The sequence below is a fragment of the Bilophila sp. 4_1_30 genome (assembly GCF_000224655.1).
Classification (GTDB): domain Bacteria; phylum Desulfobacterota; class Desulfovibrionia; order Desulfovibrionales; family Desulfovibrionaceae; genus Bilophila; species Bilophila wadsworthia.
The window spans coordinates 329,497-353,339 of the sequence record NZ_JH114233.1; the positions used below are offsets into that span (position 1 = coordinate 329,497).

The following is a 23,843-nucleotide window of genomic DNA, read 5'->3' on the forward strand; positions in this document are numbered from 1 at the left end:
CCCAAACCCTCCCCTCTCCCTCCAAAGACTTTTGACGTTATCGAATCCCTGTTCGAGATGTTGCTGATTATTATGGAAGAATGGAGTCTTTTCCCCCAAATCGCATACAGCCATAGCCGAGGGGGTCTGGGGGAAATCATTTCCCCCAGCGGGTGCAGGGCAGAGCCCTGCCCGCCGGAGGCATTCTCCTTTTTATAGCGCGTGGGCCGTGCGGCTGAGGATGTCGTCCTGCACTTCGCGGCTGAGTTCGACGAAATAGGCGCTGTATCCGGCTACGCGGACGAGAAGGGATTTGTACTCCTCGGGGTGGGCCTGAGCGCAGCGCAGGACTTCGTGGCCCACCACGTTGAACTGGACATGGAACACGTCAAGATCAAGAAAGGACTTGAGGAACGCCGAGAGCCGGATGCGCCCGGCTTCGCCCTCGACGGACGCGGGCGTGAACTTGAGGTTCAGGAGCGTGCCGCCGTCGATGCAGGTGTGTGGGAGCTTGCCGAGCGAACGGAGTACGGCGGTCGGCCCGGTGCGGTCCGCGCCCTGACAGGGGGAACAGCCTTCCGCAATGGGCCGGAAGGCACGGCGGCCCGAGGGGAGCGCGCCGACTGCCATGCCCTGCGGAACATTGGAAGACACCGGATAGAGCGCGGGCAGCTTCTGGTTGCCGAGCAGCCCCCGGAACGCGGCGATCTTCTTGATGATGAATGAAGTCAGATCGATGACCATCGCATCGGCTTCGGGATCGTCGTTGCCCCACTTGGGGGCTTCCCCATCGATGAGGCGCAGCAGGGGTTCGTAGCCCTTGAAGTCGTGCTTCACGGCGTCCGCGAGGGTCGCCATATCCACTTTCTTCTCGTCGAAAACCAGCTTTTTCACCGCAACCATCGAGTCGGCGTAGTCGGCCACACCGTTGCCGTTCATGCCGGGCCCGGTGTTGTAGCGCGCCCCGCCGCGCATGAGATCCTTTCCCTTTTCCACGCAATCGAGGAGGACCATCGAGGCCACGGGGTTGGGCAGGTAGCGCTGGTGCAGGAGTTCCAGCAGGTTCTGCATACTGGAGAAGGTGCGGAGCAGGTGATCGAGCTGGGCGTGCACCGCGTCGCGGAACTGTTCAAAGGTCGTGAAGGATGCCGGATCGCCGGTTTCAAGGCCGAGCTTTTTGCCGCTCTTGAGATGGACGCCGTTGGAGAGCGCGAATTCGACGGCGGCGGCGATGTTGTAATGCCCCGCCGAACTCCATTGGGACATCTTTCCCGGCATGTTGGCTTCCACGCAGCCGAGCCCCACCCAGTCGCGGGCCAGCTCCGGCGGGATGCCTTTCTTCATGAGTTGCTTCATGCCGATATCATCACTGTAGATGGCGGGGAAGCCCGAACCCGTCTGGATGAGTTCCGCAATCTTGAGGAAGAAATCCTCGGGGTTCTTGCGGCTCAGGCGTACCGAAAGGGACGGTTGCACCATCTGTGTATCGATGGTCGCTTGCAGCATGAGGTAGGAAAGCGGATTCACCGCATCGAGCCCGTCCATGTCCACGCCGCCGATGCAGACGTTCTGGAACGCACAGAATCCGGCGTAGTGCGTCGCTGCGGGTTCATTCCAATACCAGATCTGTTCGCCGAATTTGATCCACATGCATTCGATGAGTTCCAAGGCCTCGGCGTCGGTGAGGATGCCTGCCTCCACATCGCGCTTGTAGTAGGGATAGAGGTTCTGGTCCATGCGGCCCGGCGAATAGCCGCCCGCGTTGCCTTCGATGAACAGGCCCACGAAGATGAAGTAGTGGAGCTGCATGGCTTCACGGAAGGTCTTCGGCGGGTTTTCGGCGATAGCGTCGCAGGCCTCGGCCATGCCCAGCAGTTCGGCCTTGCGGGTGCCGTCCTTTTCGATGGCGGCCAGCTCGCGGGCGGCCTGCGCGTGGCGGCGGCAGAGTATGGAAAAACCGTCACAGGTGATGGTGATGGCTTCCCAGAAGTCGCGCCGGTCGTAATTTTCCACATCGTTGAGATCGACGGTTTCGAGCAGGGCTTGCGCTTGCGCACGGATGCCCCCGAAGCCCTTGGCGAAAATGTTTTCCTTGAATTCAGGGACGATGTCTCCGGGAGTGCACTCAATCTTGATGTCGTTGTCGATGACGCCGCCCACCGAGATGATGTCGAGGATGGGCTTGGGGGCTTGCGCGTTCCAGTAATCGCGCAGGGTCTTGCCCTTCCAGTACGGATAGATCTCGTTGCGGAAGAGCATTTTTTGCTCCTCAGTGATCGCATAAGGGTCTTGCGGGCGCGTCGCCATCGTGTCCAGTTCTTCGTATACCCAGTTGTTGGACAATTCCGGGCAGATATGAATTGTCCGGGCGGTGCGTCCGGCATTGCCGACGATGAGTTCGCCGGGCTGGATGGTGATGGTCTTGGTTTCGCAGTGGCGTTTGAAAGCCTTGGCGCGGCGGACGATCATGGGTTCGCCCTCCGTTTCCTTGAATACGTGCGTCTTGGAGAGAGCGCCCTCAAGACAGACGGCGGGAACATGGGTAAAAAACTGCTTCTTGAGCTGTTCGATTCGGGGAGTCAGCATGGCGGCGTCCTTTGTGGATAACGGTAAAAACGGTTGGGAGTTCAGGAGAGCACAGTGCCTGCAAGTATTGAAAGGTTCTGCGCCGCAACACGGCGTGGGTTTTTCCGGGAATGATGTTTTCGGGAAAAGGGGCCTTTGGAGTGAGCCGTATTCCAAAGGCAGTCGGCTCTAGAACAATACCTTGGTCCCGCCGAGACGTTCCGCGACGAACGCTGCGCGGCGGGCAAGGTCTTCCTTGCTCATGGGCCCGAGGGATTCGAGCGCATAGGTCCGTCCGAGCAGGGCGTACTTGTTTTTGCCGAGGCGATGGTAGGGCAGCAGTTCCACGGCGTGTACGCGGCCCAATGCCTTGATGGTGCGGGCAAAGTTTTCGAGATGGCCTTCATCGTCGTTGAGGCCGGGGATCAGCGGCAGGCGTACGGTCAGCTTCCCGGCGGCTCGATCCAGCACGGCGTCGAGGTTGTCGAGGATGAGCCCGTTGCCCTGTCCGGTGAGTTCCCGATGAGCGTCGTCGTCAGCATGTTTCACGTCATAGAAGAGGCAGTCGGCGGCATCCGCGAGGGCAAGCAGATCCTCGCGTTTGCCGAACCCCGACGTTTCCAGCGCGAGGTGGATGCCGTAGCGTTTGCACGCTGCCATGAGGTCAAGGGCGAAAGCCGCCTGTGCGAGCACTTCACCGCCGGAAAGCGTCACGCCGCCGCCGGAATTGCGGTAAAACGCCATGTCCTTTTTGATATCTTCGAGCACGTCCTCCGTGTCGCGTTCGACCCCTGCGATCTGGAGCGCCTTGCCGGGGCATCCCTTCGCGCACAGCCCGCAGCCGTCGCACAGGGCACGGTCGAAGAGCACGGCCTCGTCTTCGCGGCTGACGGCGCGCTGCGGGCAGATCTCCGCGCAGTGGCCGCAGGAGAAGCATTTATCCGCATGGTACAGCAGTTCGGGCTTGTGCTCCTGCGTGGTGGGGTTGGAGCACCAGCGGCAGCGCAGGGGACAGCCTTTCAGGAAAACCACGGTGCGGATGCCCGGGCCATCGTGGATGCAGTAGTGCTGGATGTTTTCGAGAACTCCCTTCATGGTGGACCGTCCCGTGCGTTACAGGGTGTTGACCGTGCGGCTGAGGATGTCGTCCTGCACCTCGCGGCTGAGCTCGACGAAATAGGCGCTGTACCCGGCCACGCGCACGAGGAGCGAGCGGTATTCCTCGGGCCGTTCCTGCGCGCAGCGGAGGATGTCCTGCCCGACCACATTGAACTGGATATGGAAGATGTCCATGTCGAGGAAGGTCTTCAGGAAGGCTGACAGGCGGTGCCCGCCTTCCTCGCCCTGCACCACGGCGGGGGTGAGCCAGAGGTTCAGGAGCGTGCCGCCGTCGAGGCAGGCATGGGGTATCTTGTCCAGCGAGCGCAGGATGGCGGTCGGCCCGAAGCGGTCGCAGCCCTGCGAGGGGGAGCAGCCGTCCGCCAGCGGCTTTCCCGCGCGGCGTCCCGAGGGCAGCGCGCCGATGGACAGCCCCTGCGGTACATTGGAGGAAACCGGGTACAGCGCGGGCATCTTGGGGTTGCCAAGGATGCCCTTGAGTTCCGCATGGATTTTGATGATGAAGTCGCACAGCTCCATGACCACGGCGTCGACGTCGGGATCGTCGTTGCCCCACTTGGGCGCGTCTTCCGTCAGCATACGTTCCACGGCCTCATAGCCCTGAAAATCCGCCGCCAGCGCTTCGAGCAGGGTGTGCATGGGCAGCCGTTTTTCGTCGTACACAAGCTTTTTCACGGCAATGAGCGAATCCGCGAAATCGGCCACGCCGTTGCCGTTCATGCCCGGCCCGACGTTGTAGCGCGCCCCGCCGTGCATGAGGTCCCTTCCGTTTTCCACGCAGTCAAGGATACTCATGGAAATGAGCGGGTTGGGGAAGAACTGCTGTTGCAGCCGCTCGATGAGGTTCTGGGAGATGGAAAATTGCCGGATGAGCCGATCGAGCTGGGCATACACGGCGGCCTTGAACATCTCGTAGCTGGCGAAGGTTTCGGGATTGCCGGTTTTGAGGCCGATCCGTTTGCCGCTCTTGCGATGGACGCCGTTTGTGAGGGCGAACTCCACGGCGGCGGCGAGATTGTAGTGTCCCGCCGAACTCCATTGGGAGGTCTTGCCGGGCATGAGGGGTTCCACGCAGCCGATGCAGCTCCAGTCCCACGCTTTTTCGAGCGGCACGCCTTTCTTCATGAGCATCTTGAGTCCGACTTCCTCATTGTAGATGGCGGGGAAGCCGGAACCGGTCCCCACCAACTCGGCGATCTTGAGGAAATAGTCCTCGGGGTTCTTCTTGCTCAGGCGCACGGACACGGAGGGCTGGACCATCTGGAGGTCGATGGTGGCCTTGAGCATGAGGTACGTGAGCTCGTTGACGCCGTCCTGCCCTGTTTCGCGGTCGATCCCGCCGAGGCAGACATTCTGGAAGGAGCAGTACCCCGCGTAGTGCTTGATCCCCGCTTCGTCCCAGTACCACACGGCGTCATTGCTTTTGATCCAGAAACACTCGATGAGTTCGAGGGCGGTGGCGTCGTCGAGGATGCCCTTTGCCCGGTCACGCAGATAATAGGGGTAGAGATACTGATCCATGCGGCCCGGCGAATAGCCGCCCGCGTTGCTTTCCATGTACAGGCCCATGAACAGGAAATGGATCTGCTGGAGCGCCTGCCGGAAGGTGGCGGGAGGGTTGTCCGTGAGGGAGGCGCAGTCGGAAGCGATGTTGAGGAGCTCCGCCTTGCGGATCGGGTCACTCTCCCGTGCGGCGAGGGCTTCGGCGGCTTCGGCGTGCCTGCGGCAGAGGATGCGGAGCCCTTCGTTGACGATGACGGCCGCCTGCCAGAAGTCGCGCTTTTCATAGTTGGCGGGCACGGTGAGGTCCACGGCATCAAGAAGCGCCTGCGCCTCGTCCTGAATGCCCTTGAAGCCCTTGGGTAAAAGATGATCCGGAAATTCCGGCGTGGTTTCGCCGGGCGCGCATTCGATCTTGATGTCGTTGTCGATGACGCCGCCCACGGCGATGAGTTCGAGCAGATCCCGAGGGGCCTGCCCGTTCCAGCGTTCGCGCAGGGTCTTCCCGACCCAATACGGGTAAATCTCCTTGCGGTAGAGGCGTTTCTGTTCTTCGGTCACGTCATAGGGGTCCTGATCGCGCACGGGCATCCGGTCGAATTCCCGGCACAGCCACGTGTTGGACAGCTCGGGGCAGATGACCGCGCTGCGCGACCGGCATCCGGGATGCCCGACAATGAGTTCACGGGGATCGATGACGATGGTCTTTGTTTCGCAATGCCGTCTGAATCCCTTGGCCCGTCGCACGATGAGGGCTTCGCCTTCCGTTTCCCTGAACGTGCGCGTCTTGGCGAGCGCGCCTTCAAGACAGATGGACGGGCGGCGGGACAGGAACCGTTCTTTCAGGAAACGGGCGCGTTCCGGCTGCGCCATGCCCTGAGTGGTGTCGATCATGGAAACCTCCGCAAAGGGAAAGGATCAGGACGGGGTGCCGTCCCGCAGGGCGTAGAGGGCGTGAAGTTCTCCGGTCGCGCGCCGTTCGACGTCCGCCGTGCATTCGAGCAGCACTTCCATGATGCTGACGGAAGGGCCGAGACTGAGGAGCCAGCGCATGGTCGCGGCGATCTGCTCCGGCTGGATCATTTTTTCCGGGGGATGGACGCAGCCTTCGCCGGAGGCCATGTCGGTATTCACCCAGCCCGGGCACAGGGTCGTGACCTTGATCCCCTGCGCGGCGAGTTCCCGGTAGAGCACTTCCCCGAGCCCCACGAGCCCGAACTTGGAGGCCGTATACCCGCCGAGCCCGGCCACGCCGATTTTCCCGTTGCGGGACGCGATGTTGAAAATGTAGCCGCTTCCCTGCCGCCGCATGATCGGGATGACGTGTTTCATGAACAGGAAGGGCGCGCGCAGGTTTGTCCGGTACAGTAAATCGAGGGTGTCGGCGTCGAGTTCCAGTGTGCCGGGGATGCTGACGCCCGCACTGTTGAACAGCACGTCGATACGGCCCCATTCCGCCGCCAGCCGGTCGACGGCATCGCCCACGGCCTGCCCGTCGCCCACGTCGAGGGCAAAGGTGAGGGGCGCGTGCTCCGCGTCCAGCCCAAGCGTTTCGACAAGTTCCCTTGCCGCCGCTTCGAGGCGTTCCGGCGTCCGCGCGATCAGGGCTACCTTGTAGCCTTCCCGCGCCAGTTCTTCCGCCGCCGCCCTGCCGATGCCGCGGCTTCCGCCCGTGACCAGCGCTACGGGTATGTTCGACATGACGATCCTCCGGTTTAGAAATTTATGTAGTAACCTTAACCTGATATAGTTCAAGCGAAGAAAAGGTTTCCCCGTTCTGGGGCGGTCCTTCCGCTCTTCTTCAGTTCCGACGTGAATGGATATTCCCCTTTCTTCCATGCCTACAGCGGCTTTCCACTCAAAGTACGCAACACTCTTTCCTTCAAGTATCCCTTTAACTTTTTTGCATTTCCCCGTCGGAACGAACTCCCGTTGTGCGGCCTCCCCACCAGTCAAAACATTTTGGGGGATGAGGGGAGAAGGAGACCCTTTCCAAAGGGTCCCTTCTCCCCTCCCCCGATTCTTCTCCTCCTTACAACACCAATTCGGACTCATCGATGATCTGTTGGCGGAGCCGGAGGAAAGCGCGGTCCGTGGGCTCGCGGGGGCGGGCCAGATCAACCTTGTAGGTGTTGCAGAGCGTGCCGGGGAGCTTGTTCTTCATCGTGTAGATGCGGTCGCCGAGGGTGAGCGCCTCGTCGATGTTGTTGGTCACGAAAACGACCGTACGCTTTTCCTGCATCCAGATGCGCTCGGTTTCCTTTTCCATGAACAGACGGGTCTGGGCGTCGAGCTGGCCGAAGGGCTCGTCGAGGAGCATGATCTCGGGGCAGTTGCAGTAGGCCCGGGCGATGCCCACGCGCTGCTTCATGCCGCCGGAAAGCTGATGCGGGTAATGGTCCTCGAAACCGTTGAGCCCCACCATGTCGATGTACTGCTGGCTGAGGCGGCGGCGTTCCTCCTTGGGCAGATTGCGGACGCGGGGGCCGACCTCGACGTTGCCGCGCACCGTGCGCCACGCGAACAGCATGTACGACTGGAACACGAACCCCTTGTCGTGGCCGGGGCCCTCGATTTCCCTGCCATCCATGAGCACCCGGCCCACGGAGGGCTTTTCAAACCCGGCGATCATGCGGAGCAGGGTGGTCTTGCCGCACTGCCCGGGGCCGAGGATGACCACAAACTCGTTGCGCCCCACGTCGATGGAGACGTCCCTGAGCACATGGACCTGCGTATTCCCCTTCTGAATGAAGGTCTTGCCGACGCCTTCACACTGGATTTTGGCTTCTCGCATGGCATATCCTTTCGCGGCGGCGCGGAGTTACATGATCTCCCGGCGCCACGGGCAAATTTTCTTTTCGAGGGAGTCGATGCCGTAGGAACAGAGCGAGGCGATGAGCGCGATGAGCAGCATCCCGGCGATGACCATGGACGCCTTGCCCGAGTTCATGCCCTGCACGATGACGAAACCGAGGCCCGAGCGGGCGCTGACGAGTTCGGCGGCGAGCACGCAGCTCCACGCCCCGCTCAGGGAAATTTGCAGCCCGGCGAAGATGGACGGCACGGCGGCGGGGAAGGAGACTTCCACGATTTCCTTCATGCGGCCTCCGCCCGCCATGCGGACCACATCATACAATTCCTCGTCGATGAGCCGGATGCCGTTGTAGGCGTTGAGCACGATGGGCACGAACGCGCCGATGGCGATGATGAATATCTTCGGCTCTTCACCGATGCCGAGCCACAGGATGGAAAGCGATACCCACGAAATGGGCGGCATGGGCTTGATTAGGTTGAAGATGGGATTGAAGAACGCGTTGAAATACTTGTTGATGCCCATGAAGAACCCCAGCGGGATGCCGAGGGCGCAGGCGATGCCGAACCCGATGAAGACGCGGCGGGTGGAGTCCCACGCGTGATCCCACAGCCCTTTCCCGGCGAGCCTCCGGGTCATGAGGTTCCCGATTTCCTGCAACACTTCATGGGGATAGCATAGCCCGCGCCCGAAAACGCCCATGTAGACGGTCCAGTACCACAGCCCGAGGAACAGGGAGACGGAAACCGTATGCAGGAACCAGCGGTTCATCAGGATGTCGTCGAGGCGCAGGGGACGCCGCTCACGGGATTCGATCTGGATTTCGTTGGCGATGGATTGGGACATGGCTTACCTCCGCATCCCGGCGAGGAGCTTCTTTTCGACGTAGTGGATGAGGATGCCGATGAACACGCCGGTCATGGCCACCGTCACCATGCCGAGCACCACCAGATCCGGCCTGCCGAGCTTTCTGCCGCACTGGATCAGGAATCCGAGGCCTCCGTTGGCAGCGAGGAGTTCCGCGCCCACAAGATTCATCCAGCACCACGCCAGCGCGATCTGGAGCGCGCCGAAGACCATCGGCAGGGCCGAGGGGATGCATACGGTCCAGAAAAGCTGCCAGTTCGTCGCGCCGTAGAGCCTGCCCATCTGGAGAAAGACCGGGTTGGTCATGCGCACGCCCACATAGGAATTGATGACGCAAGGCACGATGCCGCCGATCCAGATTATGAACACCTTGCCCGTCAGGCCGATGCCGAACCAGTAGATGGTCAGCGGAATCCACGCGATGGGCGGGATGGGCCGGATGAATTCGAAAATGGGGCGCACGAGCCCTTCGGCCAGCCGGAACCAGCCCATGGCCAGCCCCAGCGGGATGCCGACGGCGAGGGCCAGGAAGTAGCCGAGGAAGGCTTCCTTGATGCTGATCCACGCGTGTTCCTGAAGGAGCATCCCGTCTGGGCTCGCGTTGGTGAGCTTGGCGAAAAACAGCTCCACCACGGCGGACGGCGACGCCAGAAGCGTTTGCGGGACAAGTCCCATGTCCACGATCAGCTCCCACGACAGGAAGAACAGCGACAACGAAAGGAGCGGCAAAAGGATCAGGGCGCGCTGCCTGTGCGTTTTTACCTGCTGATACTGACTCATGATTCCCTCGCTTGTCCGGCAACCGGAACCGCCTTTTCCCGCGCATGGCCGCGAAACGTCCGGCTCTCTGGCTGCGATGGCCTCCCTTTTCGGAGGGGACGGTCTTCCGCCTCGGGCGGGCCGGGGATGCCCCGGCCGCCGGGCGTTTTTCCATTCAAGACGTGCGGAACATCGCCGCGCTAGTCGAGCTTGTAGCCGCCGAGGGGCTTTTCCTTGATGGATTCGGCGGCCATCTTGAGGAACGTGCCGTTGATGTAGCCGGAACCGCGGATCTTCTTCACTTCCTCGGGAGAGAAGCGCCCCTGCGAGGCAAAGAAGTCGAGCACCTTGTCCTGCCACTGTTCGACCTGGCTGGGGCCCTTGGAATCGTCAAAGATGGCAAGCTGCTGGTCGATGTCGAAAACAGGATGGTATTCAAGATCCATCTTGGCCATTTGCGGCTCGATGTCCTGCCCGGCCCACTCGGTCCAGAAGCGGTGATACTGCTCGGCGAGCTTGGGATTCTTGATTTCCTTCTTGATCATGTTCACGCCGCGCAGCCAGACGCGCAGGAACTTGACCACGATGTCGGGGTGGGCGTCACAGAAGGCCTTGTCGCCCACGAGGGTGAGCGTGAGGACCGCGTTCACGTCGCCGGGCTGATAGATGAGCTTGTTGCCGCGTTCCATGCCGATGTAGAGCCACATGGGCCAGATGCCCGCGAAGTCGCCGATGCCCGCGTCAAAGGCAGCCAGCACCTGCGCCGGGTCCATGTTCTGCATGACCACGTCCTTTTCCGTGAGGCCGAGGGCCTTCAGGTATTCGGACATGCCGAAGTGCTGCGAGGAGGACTGGGTATAGAGGAAGGTCTTGCCCTTCACGGTTTCGGGAGAGCCGAGGAGGTTCGGATACTCGGGGTTCCAGCCCTTCACCTTGAGGGCGGGATTGTCGGGCCGCACCGTGACGGCGTTGACCCACGATTCGTCGTTGGCGATGCCGATGAGGTAGGTATTGTAGCGGAGCGCGCCCACGAGGATGGGGACCGTGCCCGTGCCGCCCACGACCCATTGCTTGGCGGGGAGGGCTTCAAGCTGATCCATGCCGGTCTGGAAAAAATGGATCTGGAAATCCAGCCCCTCGTCCTTATCCCATCCCTGTTCCTTGGCATACCAGAAGATGAAGGATTCGTGTTCCGGCATGGCACAGATGTCGAGTTTGAACGGCTTTTCCGCAGCGGCGGAGGGCGCGGGGAGGCACATCAGAGCCAGCGCAAAGAGGATCGTCAGGGTTCTCAAGGCCTTCATGTGAAACTCCTTCGTGAAAGGGTTGCATGGGGGGAAAACCCCGCCGGGGCGTTACCACCAGCGGATCAGCTCGGTGACCTGTTTGCGGATGCGGATGAAGTCGTCGGATACGGTGTCCCTCGGGCGGGGCAGATCCACGACGATCTCCTTCTTGATGTTGGTGGGCTTGTTGGTGAGAACGAGGATGCGCTCCGCCACGTAGACCGCCTCTTCGATGTTGTGGGTGACGAAAAGGACCGTCGATCCGAGGGCCTTCCACAGCTTGACCAGCTCGTCCTCCAGATAGAAGCGCAGCTTGATGTCGAGCTGTCCGTAGGGCTCGTCCATCATGAGCAGATCCGGCTCGACGGCGAAGGCGCGGGCCACGGCGATGCGCTGCACCATGCTGGCGGAAACCTGATTGGGGTAGAGTTCGGCGGTGTCCGCGAGCCCGACGAGGGGAAGGATGGCGTCGAGCTTGTCTTCGATGAGCTTCTTGTCCCACCGCTTGATTTCCATGCCGTAGGCGACGTTTTCGCGCACGGTGCGCCACGGGAAGCAGGTGGGCTCTTGGAACACGAAGGAAATGTTGTGCTTTTGCGGATTGGCGGGTTCGCCGTCGATGTAGATGTCGCCTTCGGACGTGGGCATCAGCTTGGAGAGGCAGTTGAGGAACGTCGTCTTCCCGCAGCCTGTGGGGCCGACGATGGCAAGGAATTCGCCCTTGCGGATGGTGAAGTTCATGTCGTCGAGGACGAGCAGATCGCCGAAGCGTTTGGTCAGGTTCTTAACTTCAATCTTGATCGGCCGGGCGTCCTGTGTGGTCATGGCGGTTCTCCTTCTGGATGGCGCTCCTTCCTGCGGCGGGATCAGGCCTCAAGATCAAGGACGCAGAGGTAGTATTTCTTCACATACTCTCCGATGCGCCACACGGTCCGGGCTCCTTGCGGGATGATGAAGGCGTCTCCGGGTTTCACCAGCGTCTTGCGGCCCTGCGCGTCTTCAATCTCGGCGGAGCCTTCGGTAATGACGCACAGCTCCGTGCTCGCATGGCAGGGAAGTTCAAACGTGCCCGCCCGGCAATCCCATACGCCCGCGTGCATTTTCCCCGAGGGATGGGTGACGTTCCGCCAGACATTGGTGAGCGGATCGCCGTCCAGAACATGCTCGGGGCGGCCGGGCACATGTTCCACGGCCTGTTCCGTTCCCAGAAAAATCAGTCCTGTGTCCATTATTGCTCCAATTTTTTGAACGATGTTCTTTTAATTTGAACTTAGATGTATTATTTCCTAACCCCAAAAGCTTGTCAAGCCTTTTGTTCTTTTTTTCTTGAGCATGGCGAGAAATGGATGGATTGGTTTTGATGTAGAATATTATACTAATAGAATTCGTATGTTGTATGAATCAGAGAAACGAGTGGAGGTGACATATCCCGGTTGCGGGTGGTGAGGATGGACGTTTTTTCCCCGTGGGGTCAGGTTTCTGAAGTTGCTTCTCGTGGTATCTGTGGAGAGCGTCCTCCTTGTCTCAAGCAAGCAATCTCTCAGTTTTCCTCCTGTTTTTTGGACTGAGGCCGTTGGAACAATTTGTTCTTTTTATTTGAATATACTTTGTATATTTTATATGAATGAAAAAGGAAGGCTCTGTTCCGGGCTGTCCTCTTCGCAAAAGCCACCGAAGCTTGCGGGTAGAGGCCGGCGGATCTGCGCGCCGGAAGTGCAACACGGCGTGAGGAGGATGTATTCCCCGAGAGGAGGGCCGCCCCGTACTTCTTGCGTTTTTTGAGGAAGTATCATTAACTACGCTTGTTCGAATGCACGTTATTCATCATGTGATACAAGAGGATTCCATGAAGCCATCAAACCCTTCCCGCGTCCTGACCCTTGAGCGGGGGTTGCAGATACTCGAGTACATCGTGGAGCGCCGCAACGTGACGGTCACCAACGTGGCGACGGCCTTCGGCATCCAGAAAAGCGCGAGCCATCGTTTTTTGAATACATTGAAATATATGGGGTACGTCGAGCAGACACCCCAGAGCGACTATGCCCTGACAGGGCGGCTGAGGTATCTGGCGGAAGGGGTTGTGCCCCGGATCGAGGTGAGGAATTTTGCGCGGCCCTATCTTGAAGAGTTGTCCAAAGCCGCCGAACAGCCGAGCAACCTCGGGCACTGGGACGGCCGGGAAATCACGTATCTCGCGCAGCGTCTCTTCAATTCGGCGCTTGAAGGGTATGCCGCGGGCAACCGCATCCCCGCGTACTGTTCGGCTATGGGCAAGGCCGTGCTCGCTTTCGCGCCCCGTGAAGAGGTGGAAACCTATGTCGCACGGACGCAGTTTACCCGGTTCACGGAAAAGACCATCTGTGATCGCGCTATGTTTTTGAAAGAACTTGAAGCAATCCGTGAGCGGGGCTACGCGGTCATGAATGAGGAAATGGCTGCCCATCTGGTAGGCGTCGCCGCGCCGGTGTTCAACAAGGAAGGCTATCCGCGCTACGCCGTGAGCGTCGCCGGGCTGTGCTTCCGGCCCGTTGAGGCGTTTGTGGCGGAAGTTTGTGATGATGTCGTGCAGACCGCCAGAGAAATATCCGAATTCCTCGCCCACGCGCGTACAATGGAGGACAAGTAGGGATCGGGCAATTGGGAAGGAGAATCCTCCCTTGGTGGAAAGGCGGTTTGCCGGAGGGGTTGCCAGAGAAAGCTGGAGCAGACTCTCCGCGCAAGGCTGAACCCTTAGGTGGAGTTTGTGGCGGAACTCCAGAAGGGCAAGAGTCCGTGTCTTGTCTGATAAGCAGAACTCCCTTATGATCATGGAAAATCAGTTTGGGAGAACGCCATGCGCCACCGTAGTATTCTATTCCTTCTTGTATTGCTGTGCTGCGTCGCCGTACCCGCGTTGGCTGCTTCGGATCTGGCTCCGGCTTTTGTCCGGACCGTTGTGACCGCGCCTCTTGAGGGACGCGAGCCGTTGCGGGTGATCTTTGAGCCCGACGAAGCCGCGTGCAGAAAAGCTTACGGCGACGACTGGAGCGTGCGGTGCGCCGCCGCTCCGGGGCAGGATGGCGCGGCTGTCTCCGGCGTCCGGCTTTCGCCTGACATTCCCGGCGAATGGCGGTGGTCGGGCGGGGATACGATGGAGTTCCGTCCGAAGAACCCGTGGCCGGAATCCACGGCCTATACGCTTTCTCTGGCGAAGCTGCCGTTGCCGTCGCGCATGAAGCTGGCTTCGCCAAGCCTTTCCTTCTCCACGCCGCCGCTTGCCGTGCTCAAGATGGACGGCCGGTTGTGGATTGATCCCGATCTGAACGGTGAGCGGGCCGTTTCGTTTGACGTAAGGTTCACCACGCCGCCGGATCGTCAGACGGTGCAGCGCGACGCCGCGTTGAAGGTTTCCGACAAGAGCCTTATGCTTGCCAAACCCGAGTTCGTCTGGGGTGAAAACGGGACGTGCCTCATCAAGTCGCGGATTTTGAGCCTTGCCAAGACGTCCTCCACGGTGACGCTCTCGCTGCCCGGCGTGGCGGCGGAAGTCCGGCGCGACGGTACGCACTGGAAGATCCCCAAGGGCAAGGCGGAGGCCCGTCAGCAGGTGACGGCCCCGGGAATCTCGTCCCTGTTCCGTATCAAGAGTGCCTCGTTCGAAACATCCCGCGACGCCTCGCTCGCCGGGGAGTACCGCCTTACCGTCGAGACGAGTCTGCTTGTGCGGCCTGACGTTTTTGCCAAGGCGGTCACCGCCCTCCGGTTGCCCCGGGCACTTGAGGAAGGAGCCGTGGAGCCCACCCCGTGGACCAAGGCCCCGGTCATCGACGAAACGGTCCTCAACCGCGCCAAGCCCGTGAAGATCGAGCCGCTCCAGCCCGCCGATCAGCCTGCGGGCACGTTGCGCTTCAAGGTGTCCATACCGTCGGACAGCTACCTTTTCCTGAATCTTCCCCAAGGGTTCGGGCCAAGCCCGGCGTTTTCTCTGGCAGGGCCGTGGCGGGAAGTCTTCCATGCCGCGCCGTTCCAGCCGGAGCTTGACTTTCTCCAGCCCGGCAACGTGCTTGCCCTCGGAGGCGAACGCAAGCTGGATCTCCACGCCAGCGGCCTGACCGCCATCCGCTGGAGGGCTTCACGCGTCCTCAAGCCGTATCTCGGCTTTCTTGCTACGCAGCCGCAGCCGTTTACCAATACAGATATTCCGTTCGACGCCCTCAGCGACGTGCAGGAAGGCGTCATCGCGCTCAAGCGCACCGATCCGGGCGTACCGCAGTTTACGGTGCTCGACGTGGCTCCTCTGTTCAAAGATGGGCGCGGGCTCATGCGCATTGAACTGGCGGGCATGGACGGCGACAAGGAAGTCGCCTCCGCCAGCCGTTTCCTGCTGGTGACGGATCTCGGGATGATTGTGAAGAAGAACGCCGACGGAAGCCGCGATGTCTTCGTGTGTTCGTTGTCGGAAGGCAATCCCATATCCGGCGCAGCGGTGCATATCCTCGGAACCAACGGCCTGCCCGTGGCCGAAGCCGTGACCGACGCCGGGGGCAGGGCGGCCTTGCCCTCCGTGTCCGGCCTGAACCGCGAAAAGCGGCCCGTCGCCGTGACCGTTTCGGTGAAGCGCGGCGCGGACGAGGATGCGGCATGGCTGCCGCTCGACGATTACTCCCGCGTCGTGGACTATTCGCGTTTCCCCACGCAGGGGCAGACCAGCAACGCCGACGGCATCAATGCCTATGTGTTCAGCGAGCGCGGCATCTTCCGGCCCGGCGAGACGCTGCGTTTCGGTATGCTCATGCGCCGGGGCGACTGGAAGGCGTTGCCGCCCGACATGCCCTTCTTCGCGGAACTGTCCGATCCTTCGGAACGGACGATCCTGCGGCGGCAATTCGTCGTCGGGGCCGACGGCCTCGCCGAGCTGAGCTGGACCGTCCCCGAAGGCGCGCCCACGGGCCGCTATCGCCTCGATGTACAGACGCCCAATGCCGACGGCTTTGCGGTCGTGCTCGGTTCCGGGGCCGTGCGGGTGGAAGAATTCCAGCCCGACACCATGAGCCTGTCCGCAACGGTCAACCCAGCTCCCGGCAAGGGCTGGCTCAACGCATCTCAGGCCTCGGCGGACGCGGCCCTCAAGAATCTGTATGGCCTGCCCGCCGTGGACCGCCGCCTGCGCGGTCAGCTTTCGGTGCGGCCCGCATCGCTGTCTTTCCCCGGTTATGAGGATTTCACGTTCCACGATGCCATGCCCTATCGGGGGTCGGCTCTGACGCTGGATCTCGGCGAAGTCCGTACCGACGCGCAGGGCCGCGCCGTGCTGCCGCTGCCGCTGGAAAAGCTGCGCGGCGGAACCCTCCATTGCCGCCTTCTTGTCGAAGGCTTTGAGCCGGGCGGCGGACGTTCCGTGACGGCCGTGCGCGACTTCCTTGTTTCTCCGCTTCAGGCCGTGCTCGGCTACCGTCCCACCGGGGCCGGGGGCAATCTCGGCTTTATCCCCAAGGGCAGCGAATCCACGCTGGAATTTGTGGCGCTCGGCCCTGATCTCGGCCGCGCCGATCCCGGCGTGCTGACGTTCTCCGTGGCGGAGCGGCGGTACGTAACCAGCCTCGTCACGGACAAGGACGGACGTTACCGTTACGACGAAACCCCGGTCGACCGGGAAATCGCTTCCTCAAAGAGGTCTTTCGACGCGTCCGGCAATCTGGCGTGGCATGTGCCCACGGACAAGCCCGGCGAATTCCTGCTCAGCGTGCGGAACGCCTCCGGCCAGATCATGGCCCTCGTGCCCTTCACGGTGGCGGGCAACGACGACCTGCGCCTCGCCGGGCGGGACGAATTGCCCTCCGGCAACCTGCGCCTGCACATCGACAAGGCGGACTATGCGCCCGGCGAATCCATCCAGTTGTTCCTGTCTTCGCCGTACGACGGCATGGGCCTGATCACGCTGGAGCGCGACAGCGTTGCGGCCTCCCGCTGGTTCCGCGTCCGCGCCGGGAACAGTGTGCAGGAAATCGCGGTTCCCAAGGATTTCGAGGGCCGCGCCTATGTCAACGTGTCTCTGGCCCGTTCCCTGTCCTCGCCCGACGTGTTCATGCAGCCGCACAGTTACGCGGTGGCTCCGCTCACCGTGAATGTGGCGCGGCGGGACATGGGGCTCAGGCTCAAGGCTCCGGAACAGGTGCTGCCCGGCGGCGCGCTCTCGGTATCCCTGTCCGCCCGCCATCCGGGGAAGGCGTTGATTTTCGCCGTGGATGAGGGCGTGCTTCAGCTCACCGCCTTCGCCACGCCCGATCCTCTGCGTTATCTGCTCAACGACCGGGCGCTGGAAGTGGAGACGCGGCAGATGTTCGATCTGCTCATGCCCGATCACGGACAGCTCTGCATCCCGGCCTTCGGCGGCGATATGGCCTTGTCCGGCGGGCGGTTCCACAATCCTTTCAAGCGCAAGGCCGAACCGCCCCTGAGCTGGTGGTCCGGCATCGTGGAGGTGGGGGCTGAGACGTCCGTCACCATCCCCGTTCCCGGCTATTACAACGGCCGCGTTCGCATCATGGCGGTGGCGGCGTCGCCGGATACGGCGGGCCGCGCCGAAACCGACGCCACGGTGCGCGGCCCGGTGGTTCTGACGCCGCAGCTTCCGGTTCTGGCTTCGCCGGGCGACGAGTTCGAGGCCGCGTTTGCCGTCGCCAACAATACGGGACAGCCGGCTTCCTTTGCGCTGGCGTTGTCGCCTGACGAGGCCCTGCGCGTGGTTTCCCCGCCGCCCGTTGAAATAGCCGTAGGCGCGGGTTCCGAAAGGGTGATTCCGTTCCGCGTCAAGGTCGGGGATGTGCCCGGCAACGCGAAACTGCGTTTTGCTGTGACCGATGCCGCCGGAAACCGGACTGTCCGTTCCACAACGCTGTCCGTGCGTCCGGCTTCGCCCCTGCGCGAAAGTTTGAGCGTCGGGTCGGCCTCCGCCTCCACGGTTCTGAAGATAGGGCGCGAGCTGTACCCCTATGAAGCCAAGGGTTCCGCTTCCGTTTCGGCGCTGCCCCTGCCCGCGCTGCGTGGGCTGATCCGTTATCTTGACGCCTATCCGTACACTTGTGCGGAACAGCGCATCAGCCGGGCCATGCCTTACGCGCTGCTCATGAATCGGCCCGAACTGCTTGCCGATGCGGGCAGGGCGCCGGACGCGGCGCGCAAGCTCGCCCGGGAACGCATGGACGAGGCCGTGCAGGGCATCCAGTCGGCGCTGAATTGGCGGGGCGTGTCCCTCTGGCCCGGCGGGGAGCCCGACGTGCTGGTCACGGCCTATGCCGCCGATTTCCTGCTGACCATGCGGGAGTCCGGGGCGGCTCTGCCCGGCGGTTTGCTGGCCGAGGTCTTCGGGGCGCTTGAGAATGCGCTGGATCGGGTGCCGGATTCGCTGGAAGAAGGCCGTGCCCAAGCCTATGGGCTGTGGGTCTTGACCCGCGAAGGCCGCATCACGACGCAAGCGATGGAGCAGCTCGTTTCGCAGCTTGAGGACAGGTTCCCCGAGTGGCGGAAGGACGTGGCCTCCACGCTGTTGGCGGGAAGCTGCGCGATCATGCGCATGAACGACGACGCGCGTCATCTGATTGCGCTTTACCAAGCTCCGGGCCCCGATTTTCAGGCTCGCGGCTATCTCGACGCGTTGGGCGTTCAGGCATTGCGGGCGTCGGTTCTGGCCCGGCATTTCCCTGATATGCTGGATACGCAGCGCACTGAAATGGCACAAGAACTGCTCGATGTGCTGAATGGCGGGCGGTATGTAACCCTTTCCGCATCCCTTGGCGTCCGCGCCCTGCTCGACATGGGGGGCGCGGCGAACATGCCTTCCGGCATTTCTTTGCGCTGCACGTCCATGCAGCCGGGGTTCGAGCCCGTGGAATCCGCGCCCGCGGATCTTGGAGGCATGTTGACGCTTTCCGCGCCCGGGTGTGCGGCGTATGCGCTGGATATGCCCGCGGGTTCCCAGCCTCTGTACTGGGAAGTTTCGGCGCAGGGTTTCGACCGCAAGCCGCCGTCCGAAGCCTTGGCACAGGGGCTTGAAGTGTCGCGTGAATACCTTGATGCCGAAGGGCGGCCCGTGACGACGGTGAAGCAGGGCGATGTGGTGACGGTGTCCATTTCCGCGCGTTCGCATGGAGGGTCCGTTTCCGATGCGGTCATTGTGGATCTGTTGCCCGGCGGGTTCGAAATGGTGCTCAATTCTGACATCAAGGGCCAAAATCCAAGCGGTGAGCCGGGCTACAAGTCCGTCGATCGCCGCGAGGATCGGATGATTGTGTTTTCGGATCTGGCTGTGGAGCCCTCCGTGTTTACGTATAAGATCCGCGCCGTGAACAAGGGCGTGTACACGCTTCCGCCAGTGCAGGCCGAAGCGATGTACAACCGTAGCCTTCAGGCGCACTCGGCGGGCGGGGTCATGGTCGTCGAGTAGGAAGCCTCCGGCGGCAACCCCGCCCGGGGGCGAGCCGCCCCCCGGACCCCGGCGAAACCGGTGGTGCAGCGGTCAGAGGCGGTATTCGACATCCCGAGCGGCGTTACCGCTCGGGATGTTTGATATAATATCTGATTATATTGTGGTTGGATGATAAGGAAGTATGGCTGGGGGAAAAATCAGACCCAAAGGGCGGCAAAGTCATGACCGTTAGGCTTACGGGCATCGCACGTAGAGCGATTTCCCCGAACAGGGCCAAGGGGTGGAAGCCCTTTGTCGCCGGAGGCGTTTCCCAAAGGATTTCATGTGCGCAAAACCATCGCTTTCGCCCTCGTGCTGACGCTGCTGTTGCCGATCGCGGCGTTCTGGGGCTGGCTTGTCCTGAGTCCCAAACCGCCGCTTCTGGACGGCGTGCCGTTTTCGCCGCTGGTGCTGGATCGGGACGGGAATCTGCTCAGGCTGGGCCTTTCCGAAGATGAAAAATACCGTGTCCGTATCCGGTTGAACGAGGTCGCCCCCGAGATGGTGCGGGCGGTGCTGCTTTACGAGGATCGGCATTTCTACCGGCACCCCGGCGTCAATCCGTTGTCCCTGCTCAGGGCTTCGGCGGGGATGCTCGGCGGGGCACGGCGTATGGGCGGTTCCACGATTACCATGCAGGTGGCCCGGCTCCGGCTCGGCCTGTCCACAACCACGCTTTCGGGCAAGTTTGCGCAGATGGCCCGCGCCCTTCAATATGAATACCATTATGGCAAGGGGGAAATCCTTGAGGCGTATTTCAACCTCGCGCCTTATGGCGGCAATATCGAAGGCGTCGGCGCGGCGGCGCGCATTTATTTCCGCACTACCTCCGGACGCCTTACCCGGACCGAAAGCCTTGCCCTTGCCGTCGTGCCGCAGAATCCGGTCAGGCGCTCTCCGCTGAACGGCCCGGATTTCGAGGCCGCCCGTGCCCGGATGCAGATGCTTGCCGATGCCGAAGACGCTCCGGGCGGTGGGCAGGGGGCGACTGCTTCTTTTGGCGCGTCGGGTTTCGCCTTGGGGAGGGCCCTGCCGCCGCTCCGGGTGTATGGTCCGGCGCGGCTGCCGTTCGGGGCTCCGCACGTTTCGAGCGAGACGCTTCCGTTGTCGCGGGGTGGGGAGCCTGTGCGCACCTGTATCGACAGCGGGTTGCAGCGGCTTATGGAGAGGGCCGTTGCCGGATTCGCGGCACGGGGAAGGCGTTATGGCCTGAACAATGCGGCGGCGCTGCTCATCCATTGGCCGAGCATGGAGATCCGGGGGCTCGTGGGGTCGGCCGGTTTTTCTGACGCGGCCATATCCGGACAGGTGGACGGAACCCGTGCCCGGCGTTCGCCCGGCTCGACGCTCAAGCCCTTCATTTACGGCATGGCTCTGGATCAAGGGCTGATCCATCCGCAAACGTTGCTTCCCGATTCGCCGCGCAGTTTTGGCGGCTATGACCCAGAGAATTTCGACCGGGTGTTCCGCGGCCCCTTGCCCGCTCATGAGGCTCTGCGCGCCAGCCGTAACCTGCCCGCGATTCTGTTGGCCTCGCAGCTGCGCCCGGGTTTTTATGGCTTTCTGCTGCGCGCCGGGGTGGATCTCCCGTTCAGCGCGGACCATTACGGCCTCAGCCTCGTGCTCGGCGGCGCGGAGGTTTCCATGCGCGAGCTTGGCGGCCTGTATGCTATGCTGGCGAACAAGGGCGTGTGGCGGCATCCCCGTCTGTACGAGGGGGAAGCGGCTGGTTCCGCCGTGCCTCTGCTGTCGCCCGAGGCCGCCGTCGTAACCCTGCGTATGCTGGAGGATGACGCCCATTTCGTCAGGTCGAAAGAAGGGCCTGTCCCGCTGCGCTTCAAGACCGGAACCTCCAACGGGTTCCGCGACGCGTGGACGGCGGGCGTGGTCGGCCCCTATGTGTTGGTGGTCTGGGTGGGGAATTTCGACAATACGCCGAACCCGCTGCTTGTGGGCGGAGACGTGGCGGCTCCTTTGTTCACAGATATCGCGCAGGCGTTGGCGTCCGATGCCGTGCCGTTTGATGATCTCGTTCCCGTTCAACAGGAAGGCCTGAACATTACCCGCGAAACCGTGTGCACGGCGACCGGGGATCTCGATGTCTCCCTGTGCGGGGACACCACCGAAACGTGGTATATTCCCGGTTATTCCCCCACGCGATCATCGGGCGTATTCCGCACCATCCTCATTGATACGGAAACCGGGCTGCGCGCCTGCCGCCCTGTTCCCGGACGCACCGAGGAGCGCGTATGGGAATTCTGGCCTTCTGATTTGCAGGCGCTGTTCCTGCGGGCGGGTGTGGTGAAGCCGCCGCCACCGCCTTTCAGTCCGGAGTGCGGCCCGGAAACCGGCGTACAGCCCGGGCGTCCCCCCCGGATCATCACTCCAAAGGACGGAGTCATATATCAGCGGCGGCTGTCCGATCCGGAGCGGAGCGGTATCCCGCTCGTTGCGAGCACGGACGCGGACGCAAGCGCCGTGTTTTGGTTCGTGAAGGATCGGTTCATCGGGCGCGGCGTGCCCGGCGAGCCGCTGGTCTGGCACCCCGGCGACGGCGCGCAGATGTTGCGCGTTGTGGACAATTTCGGACGGGCGGCCATGCAGAAGATTGTGGTCAGGACTCTGCCGTAGAACAGATGTGTGTTGAAGGGATCTGGAGCCGTTAAGGGCGTGGCTGTTACATCTATCAAATACTCTTCGCAAAAGGGCGACACCGGTTCATGGTGTCGCCCTAGCCTTTTGTAAAGAGCCATGCCTTCGGCGCGTCCGTTCACGCCGGGGTCAGGGGCAGGGTTCGCACCCCGGGCAGGGGCCAAGGGACGTCAGTCCCTTGCCGCCGGGGGCATCCCCCTACGCCGAGCCGCAGGGGATGCCGTACTTCTTGAGCTTGGCGTACAGGGTGGAGCGCTTCATCCTGAGCAGGGTTTCCGCACCGCGGGGACCGCGCACGCGGCCTTCGGTGCGCTCCATGATGTGGCGCAGATAGCGCTCCTCAAGCTCGGAGAGCGTCGGGACGTCCGCAACGGTTTCGAGAAATGGGGAGGGGCGATCGGCGGGCTGATGCGCTGCGGGCGAAGTCCCGAGCACGAAGTCGAGCTGCCCGGCATTGTTCAGAATAACCGCCCGTTCAATCTCATTTTTGAGTTCGCGCACATTGCCGGGCCAGTCGTATTCGCACAGGCGGCGCTGCTGTTCCGGGGAGAGCGGCAGGGGATGCTTGTCGTGGCGCCGGGCGAAGTGCTCGATGAAGGCCTGTACCAGGCCGGGGATGTCCTGCTTGCGTTCGCGCAGGGGCGGGATGGTCAGGGGGACGACGGAAATGCGGTACAGCAGGTCTTCGCGGAATCGCCCTTCCCTGACTTCTTTCCACAGATCGCGGTTGGTCGCGGCCACGAGCCGGAACCGGGAAAGGATCTCCCGAGTGCCCCCCAGACGCATGAAGCGCTGATCCTGCAGGACGCGCAGAAGCTTGGTTTGAATGAGCGGCGGGATCTCGCCCACTTCGTCGATGAAGAGCGTACCTTGGTCGGCGAGTTCGAAGAGGCCGATCTTCTGCCGGATGGCCCCGGTGAACGCGCCGCGCTCATAGCCGAAAAATTCGCTCTCGAAAAGGGACTCCGGCATACTCGCCGGGTGCACCACCACGAACGGCCCGCTCCGCAGGCTGATCTGGTGGATGTTCCGGGCCATGATTTCCTTGCCCACGCCGGTTTCGCCGAGGATGAGCACGGGCGCGTCGGTTATGCCCACCCGCAGGGCCTGTTCGAGGGAGGCCCGCAGGCCCTCGCCGACGACAGGGATCATGTCGCCGTCTTTCTGTCGGGTAATGGCAAGGAGGCGATCCTGTTGCTGGCTGGCTTCTTCGGTACGGACGAGCTCAAGCCGCAGGCCGGACCGGACTTCAGCCGCGAACAGCCGGGCGAGATCGTGGAGCAGGGCCGGGGAGAGGCGTTGGAACATGCCGCTGGTGAAGGCGCTGTCCATATAGAGGAGCCACGGGTAGGGCTCGCCGACGTCGAGCGCGAGGCACAGCCGCTGGTGTTCACTGTGGGTGGAGGCGGCATTGCGGAGGATGCTTTCCAGCCACTCCATACAGCTCCGCATCCCGTCGCTTTCCAGCTCCATACGGGTGAGGTTCACCGAGGCCACGAATTCCGGCCTGCCGTCGTCGGTGGGGCGGAACAGCGCGGCGCGCTCGGACTGGAGTTCCTGTTGCGCGATGTCGAGCAGATGCTGGAACAGTTCGTCACTCCGATAGGCGGTCGGTTCGCGGTTGAAGGCGGCGTGGCAGCGGTCGAGAAGGATGCGGCCCGGCGTGTCCTCGGCCTCCGGCTCGGGTGTGGGGGCGAGGGCCGGGAACGCTTCCCCGGTCGCCGCGATGGCGGCGGTGCGGTAGGAGGCGTTTTCGTCGAGCGGGTGCCCGATGATCTCGGCGACGGACTTGCGCTGCTGGTGGGCTTCACGGTGCTGGCCCATCGCTTCGAGCATCTTGGCGAGTTCGTGATGGGTGAGC

Annotated in this window: 14 protein-coding genes; 3 read left to right on the forward strand and 11 right to left on the reverse strand. The window is 62.3% G+C overall.

The annotated features are described in order from the left end of the window. Positions 1-192: 192 nt before the first annotated feature. The 10 genes from HMPREF0178_RS13490 to HMPREF0178_RS13535 all read right to left on the reverse strand — a co-directional run bounded on the left by HMPREF0178_RS13490 (position 193) and on the right by HMPREF0178_RS13535 (position 12,116). Positions 193-2,565, reverse strand: a complete 2,373-nt coding sequence (locus HMPREF0178_RS13490; RefSeq protein WP_009368596.1) for a formate C-acetyltransferase/glycerol dehydratase family glycyl radical enzyme — start codon at positions 2,563-2,565, stop codon at positions 193-195. Between the two features lie 168 nt (positions 2,566-2,733). Continuing rightward, the gene (locus HMPREF0178_RS13495; protein ID WP_009368597.1) at positions 2,734-3,639 is read right to left on the reverse strand and encodes a glycyl-radical enzyme activating protein; all 906 of its coding nucleotides are present in this window, start codon (positions 3,637-3,639) and stop codon (positions 2,734-2,736) included. An 18-nt stretch (positions 3,640-3,657) separates the two neighbouring features. Continuing rightward, on the reverse strand, positions 3,658-6,057 hold the full coding sequence (locus tag HMPREF0178_RS13500) for a pyruvate formate lyase family protein (protein ID WP_009368598.1): 2,400 nt from the start codon (positions 6,055-6,057) through the stop codon (positions 3,658-3,660). Positions 6,058-6,081: 24 nt separating this feature from the next. Continuing rightward, positions 6,082-6,864 (reverse strand): SDR family oxidoreductase, encoded by a 783-nt coding sequence (locus HMPREF0178_RS13505; RefSeq protein WP_009368599.1) that lies wholly within the window; start codon positions 6,862-6,864, stop codon positions 6,082-6,084. A 331-nt stretch (positions 6,865-7,195) separates the two neighbouring features. Further along, the gene (locus tag HMPREF0178_RS13510) at positions 7,196-7,957 is read right to left on the reverse strand and encodes an ABC transporter ATP-binding protein (protein ID WP_009368600.1); all 762 of its coding nucleotides are present in this window, start codon (positions 7,955-7,957) and stop codon (positions 7,196-7,198) included. Between the two features lie 27 nt (positions 7,958-7,984). Beyond that, positions 7,985-8,821 carry an ABC transporter permease gene (locus HMPREF0178_RS13515; protein WP_005024662.1) on the reverse strand — a complete coding sequence of 279 codons (837 nt, stop codon included), beginning with the start codon at positions 8,819-8,821 and terminating at the stop codon, positions 7,985-7,987. 3 nt (positions 8,822-8,824) lie between these two features. Further along, complete coding sequence (locus HMPREF0178_RS13520; RefSeq protein ID WP_009368601.1) at positions 8,825-9,622, reverse strand: ABC transporter permease; 798 nt, start codon at positions 9,620-9,622, stop codon at positions 8,825-8,827. 179 nt (positions 9,623-9,801) lie between these two features. Beyond that, positions 9,802-10,905, reverse strand: coding sequence for an ABC transporter substrate-binding protein (locus HMPREF0178_RS13525; protein ID WP_009368602.1), 1,104 nt, complete (start codon positions 10,903-10,905; stop codon positions 9,802-9,804). 51 nt (positions 10,906-10,956) lie between these two features. Next, positions 10,957-11,712 (reverse strand): ABC transporter ATP-binding protein, encoded by a 756-nt coding sequence (locus tag HMPREF0178_RS13530; RefSeq protein ID WP_009368603.1) that lies wholly within the window; start codon positions 11,710-11,712, stop codon positions 10,957-10,959. A gap of 41 nt (positions 11,713-11,753) precedes the next feature. Continuing rightward, complete coding sequence (locus HMPREF0178_RS13535; protein ID WP_009368604.1) at positions 11,754-12,116, reverse strand: cupin domain-containing protein; 363 nt, start codon at positions 12,114-12,116, stop codon at positions 11,754-11,756. A 617-nt stretch (positions 12,117-12,733) separates the two neighbouring features. Here HMPREF0178_RS13535 and HMPREF0178_RS13540 point away from each other — a divergent pair. The 3 genes from HMPREF0178_RS13540 to pbpC all read left to right on the forward strand — a co-directional run bounded on the left by HMPREF0178_RS13540 (position 12,734) and on the right by pbpC (position 21,961). Continuing rightward, positions 12,734-13,513 (forward strand): IclR family transcriptional regulator, encoded by a 780-nt coding sequence (locus HMPREF0178_RS13540; RefSeq protein ID WP_009368605.1) that lies wholly within the window; start codon positions 12,734-12,736, stop codon positions 13,511-13,513. A 207-nt stretch (positions 13,514-13,720) separates the two neighbouring features. Continuing rightward, positions 13,721-19,309, forward strand: coding sequence for an MG2 domain-containing protein (locus HMPREF0178_RS13545; RefSeq protein WP_009368606.1), 5,589 nt, complete (start codon positions 13,721-13,723; stop codon positions 19,307-19,309). Positions 19,310-19,615: 306 nt separating this feature from the next. Continuing rightward, positions 19,616-21,961, forward strand: a complete 2,346-nt coding sequence (gene pbpC, locus HMPREF0178_RS13550; RefSeq protein ID WP_009368607.1) for a penicillin-binding protein 1C — start codon at positions 19,616-19,618, stop codon at positions 21,959-21,961. A 219-nt stretch (positions 21,962-22,180) separates the two neighbouring features. Here the strand turns inward: pbpC and HMPREF0178_RS20550 are convergent. Further along, on the reverse strand, positions 22,181-23,843 hold a 1,663-nt coding region (locus HMPREF0178_RS20550; protein ID WP_009368608.1), incomplete at its 5' end, for a sigma-54-dependent Fis family transcriptional regulator.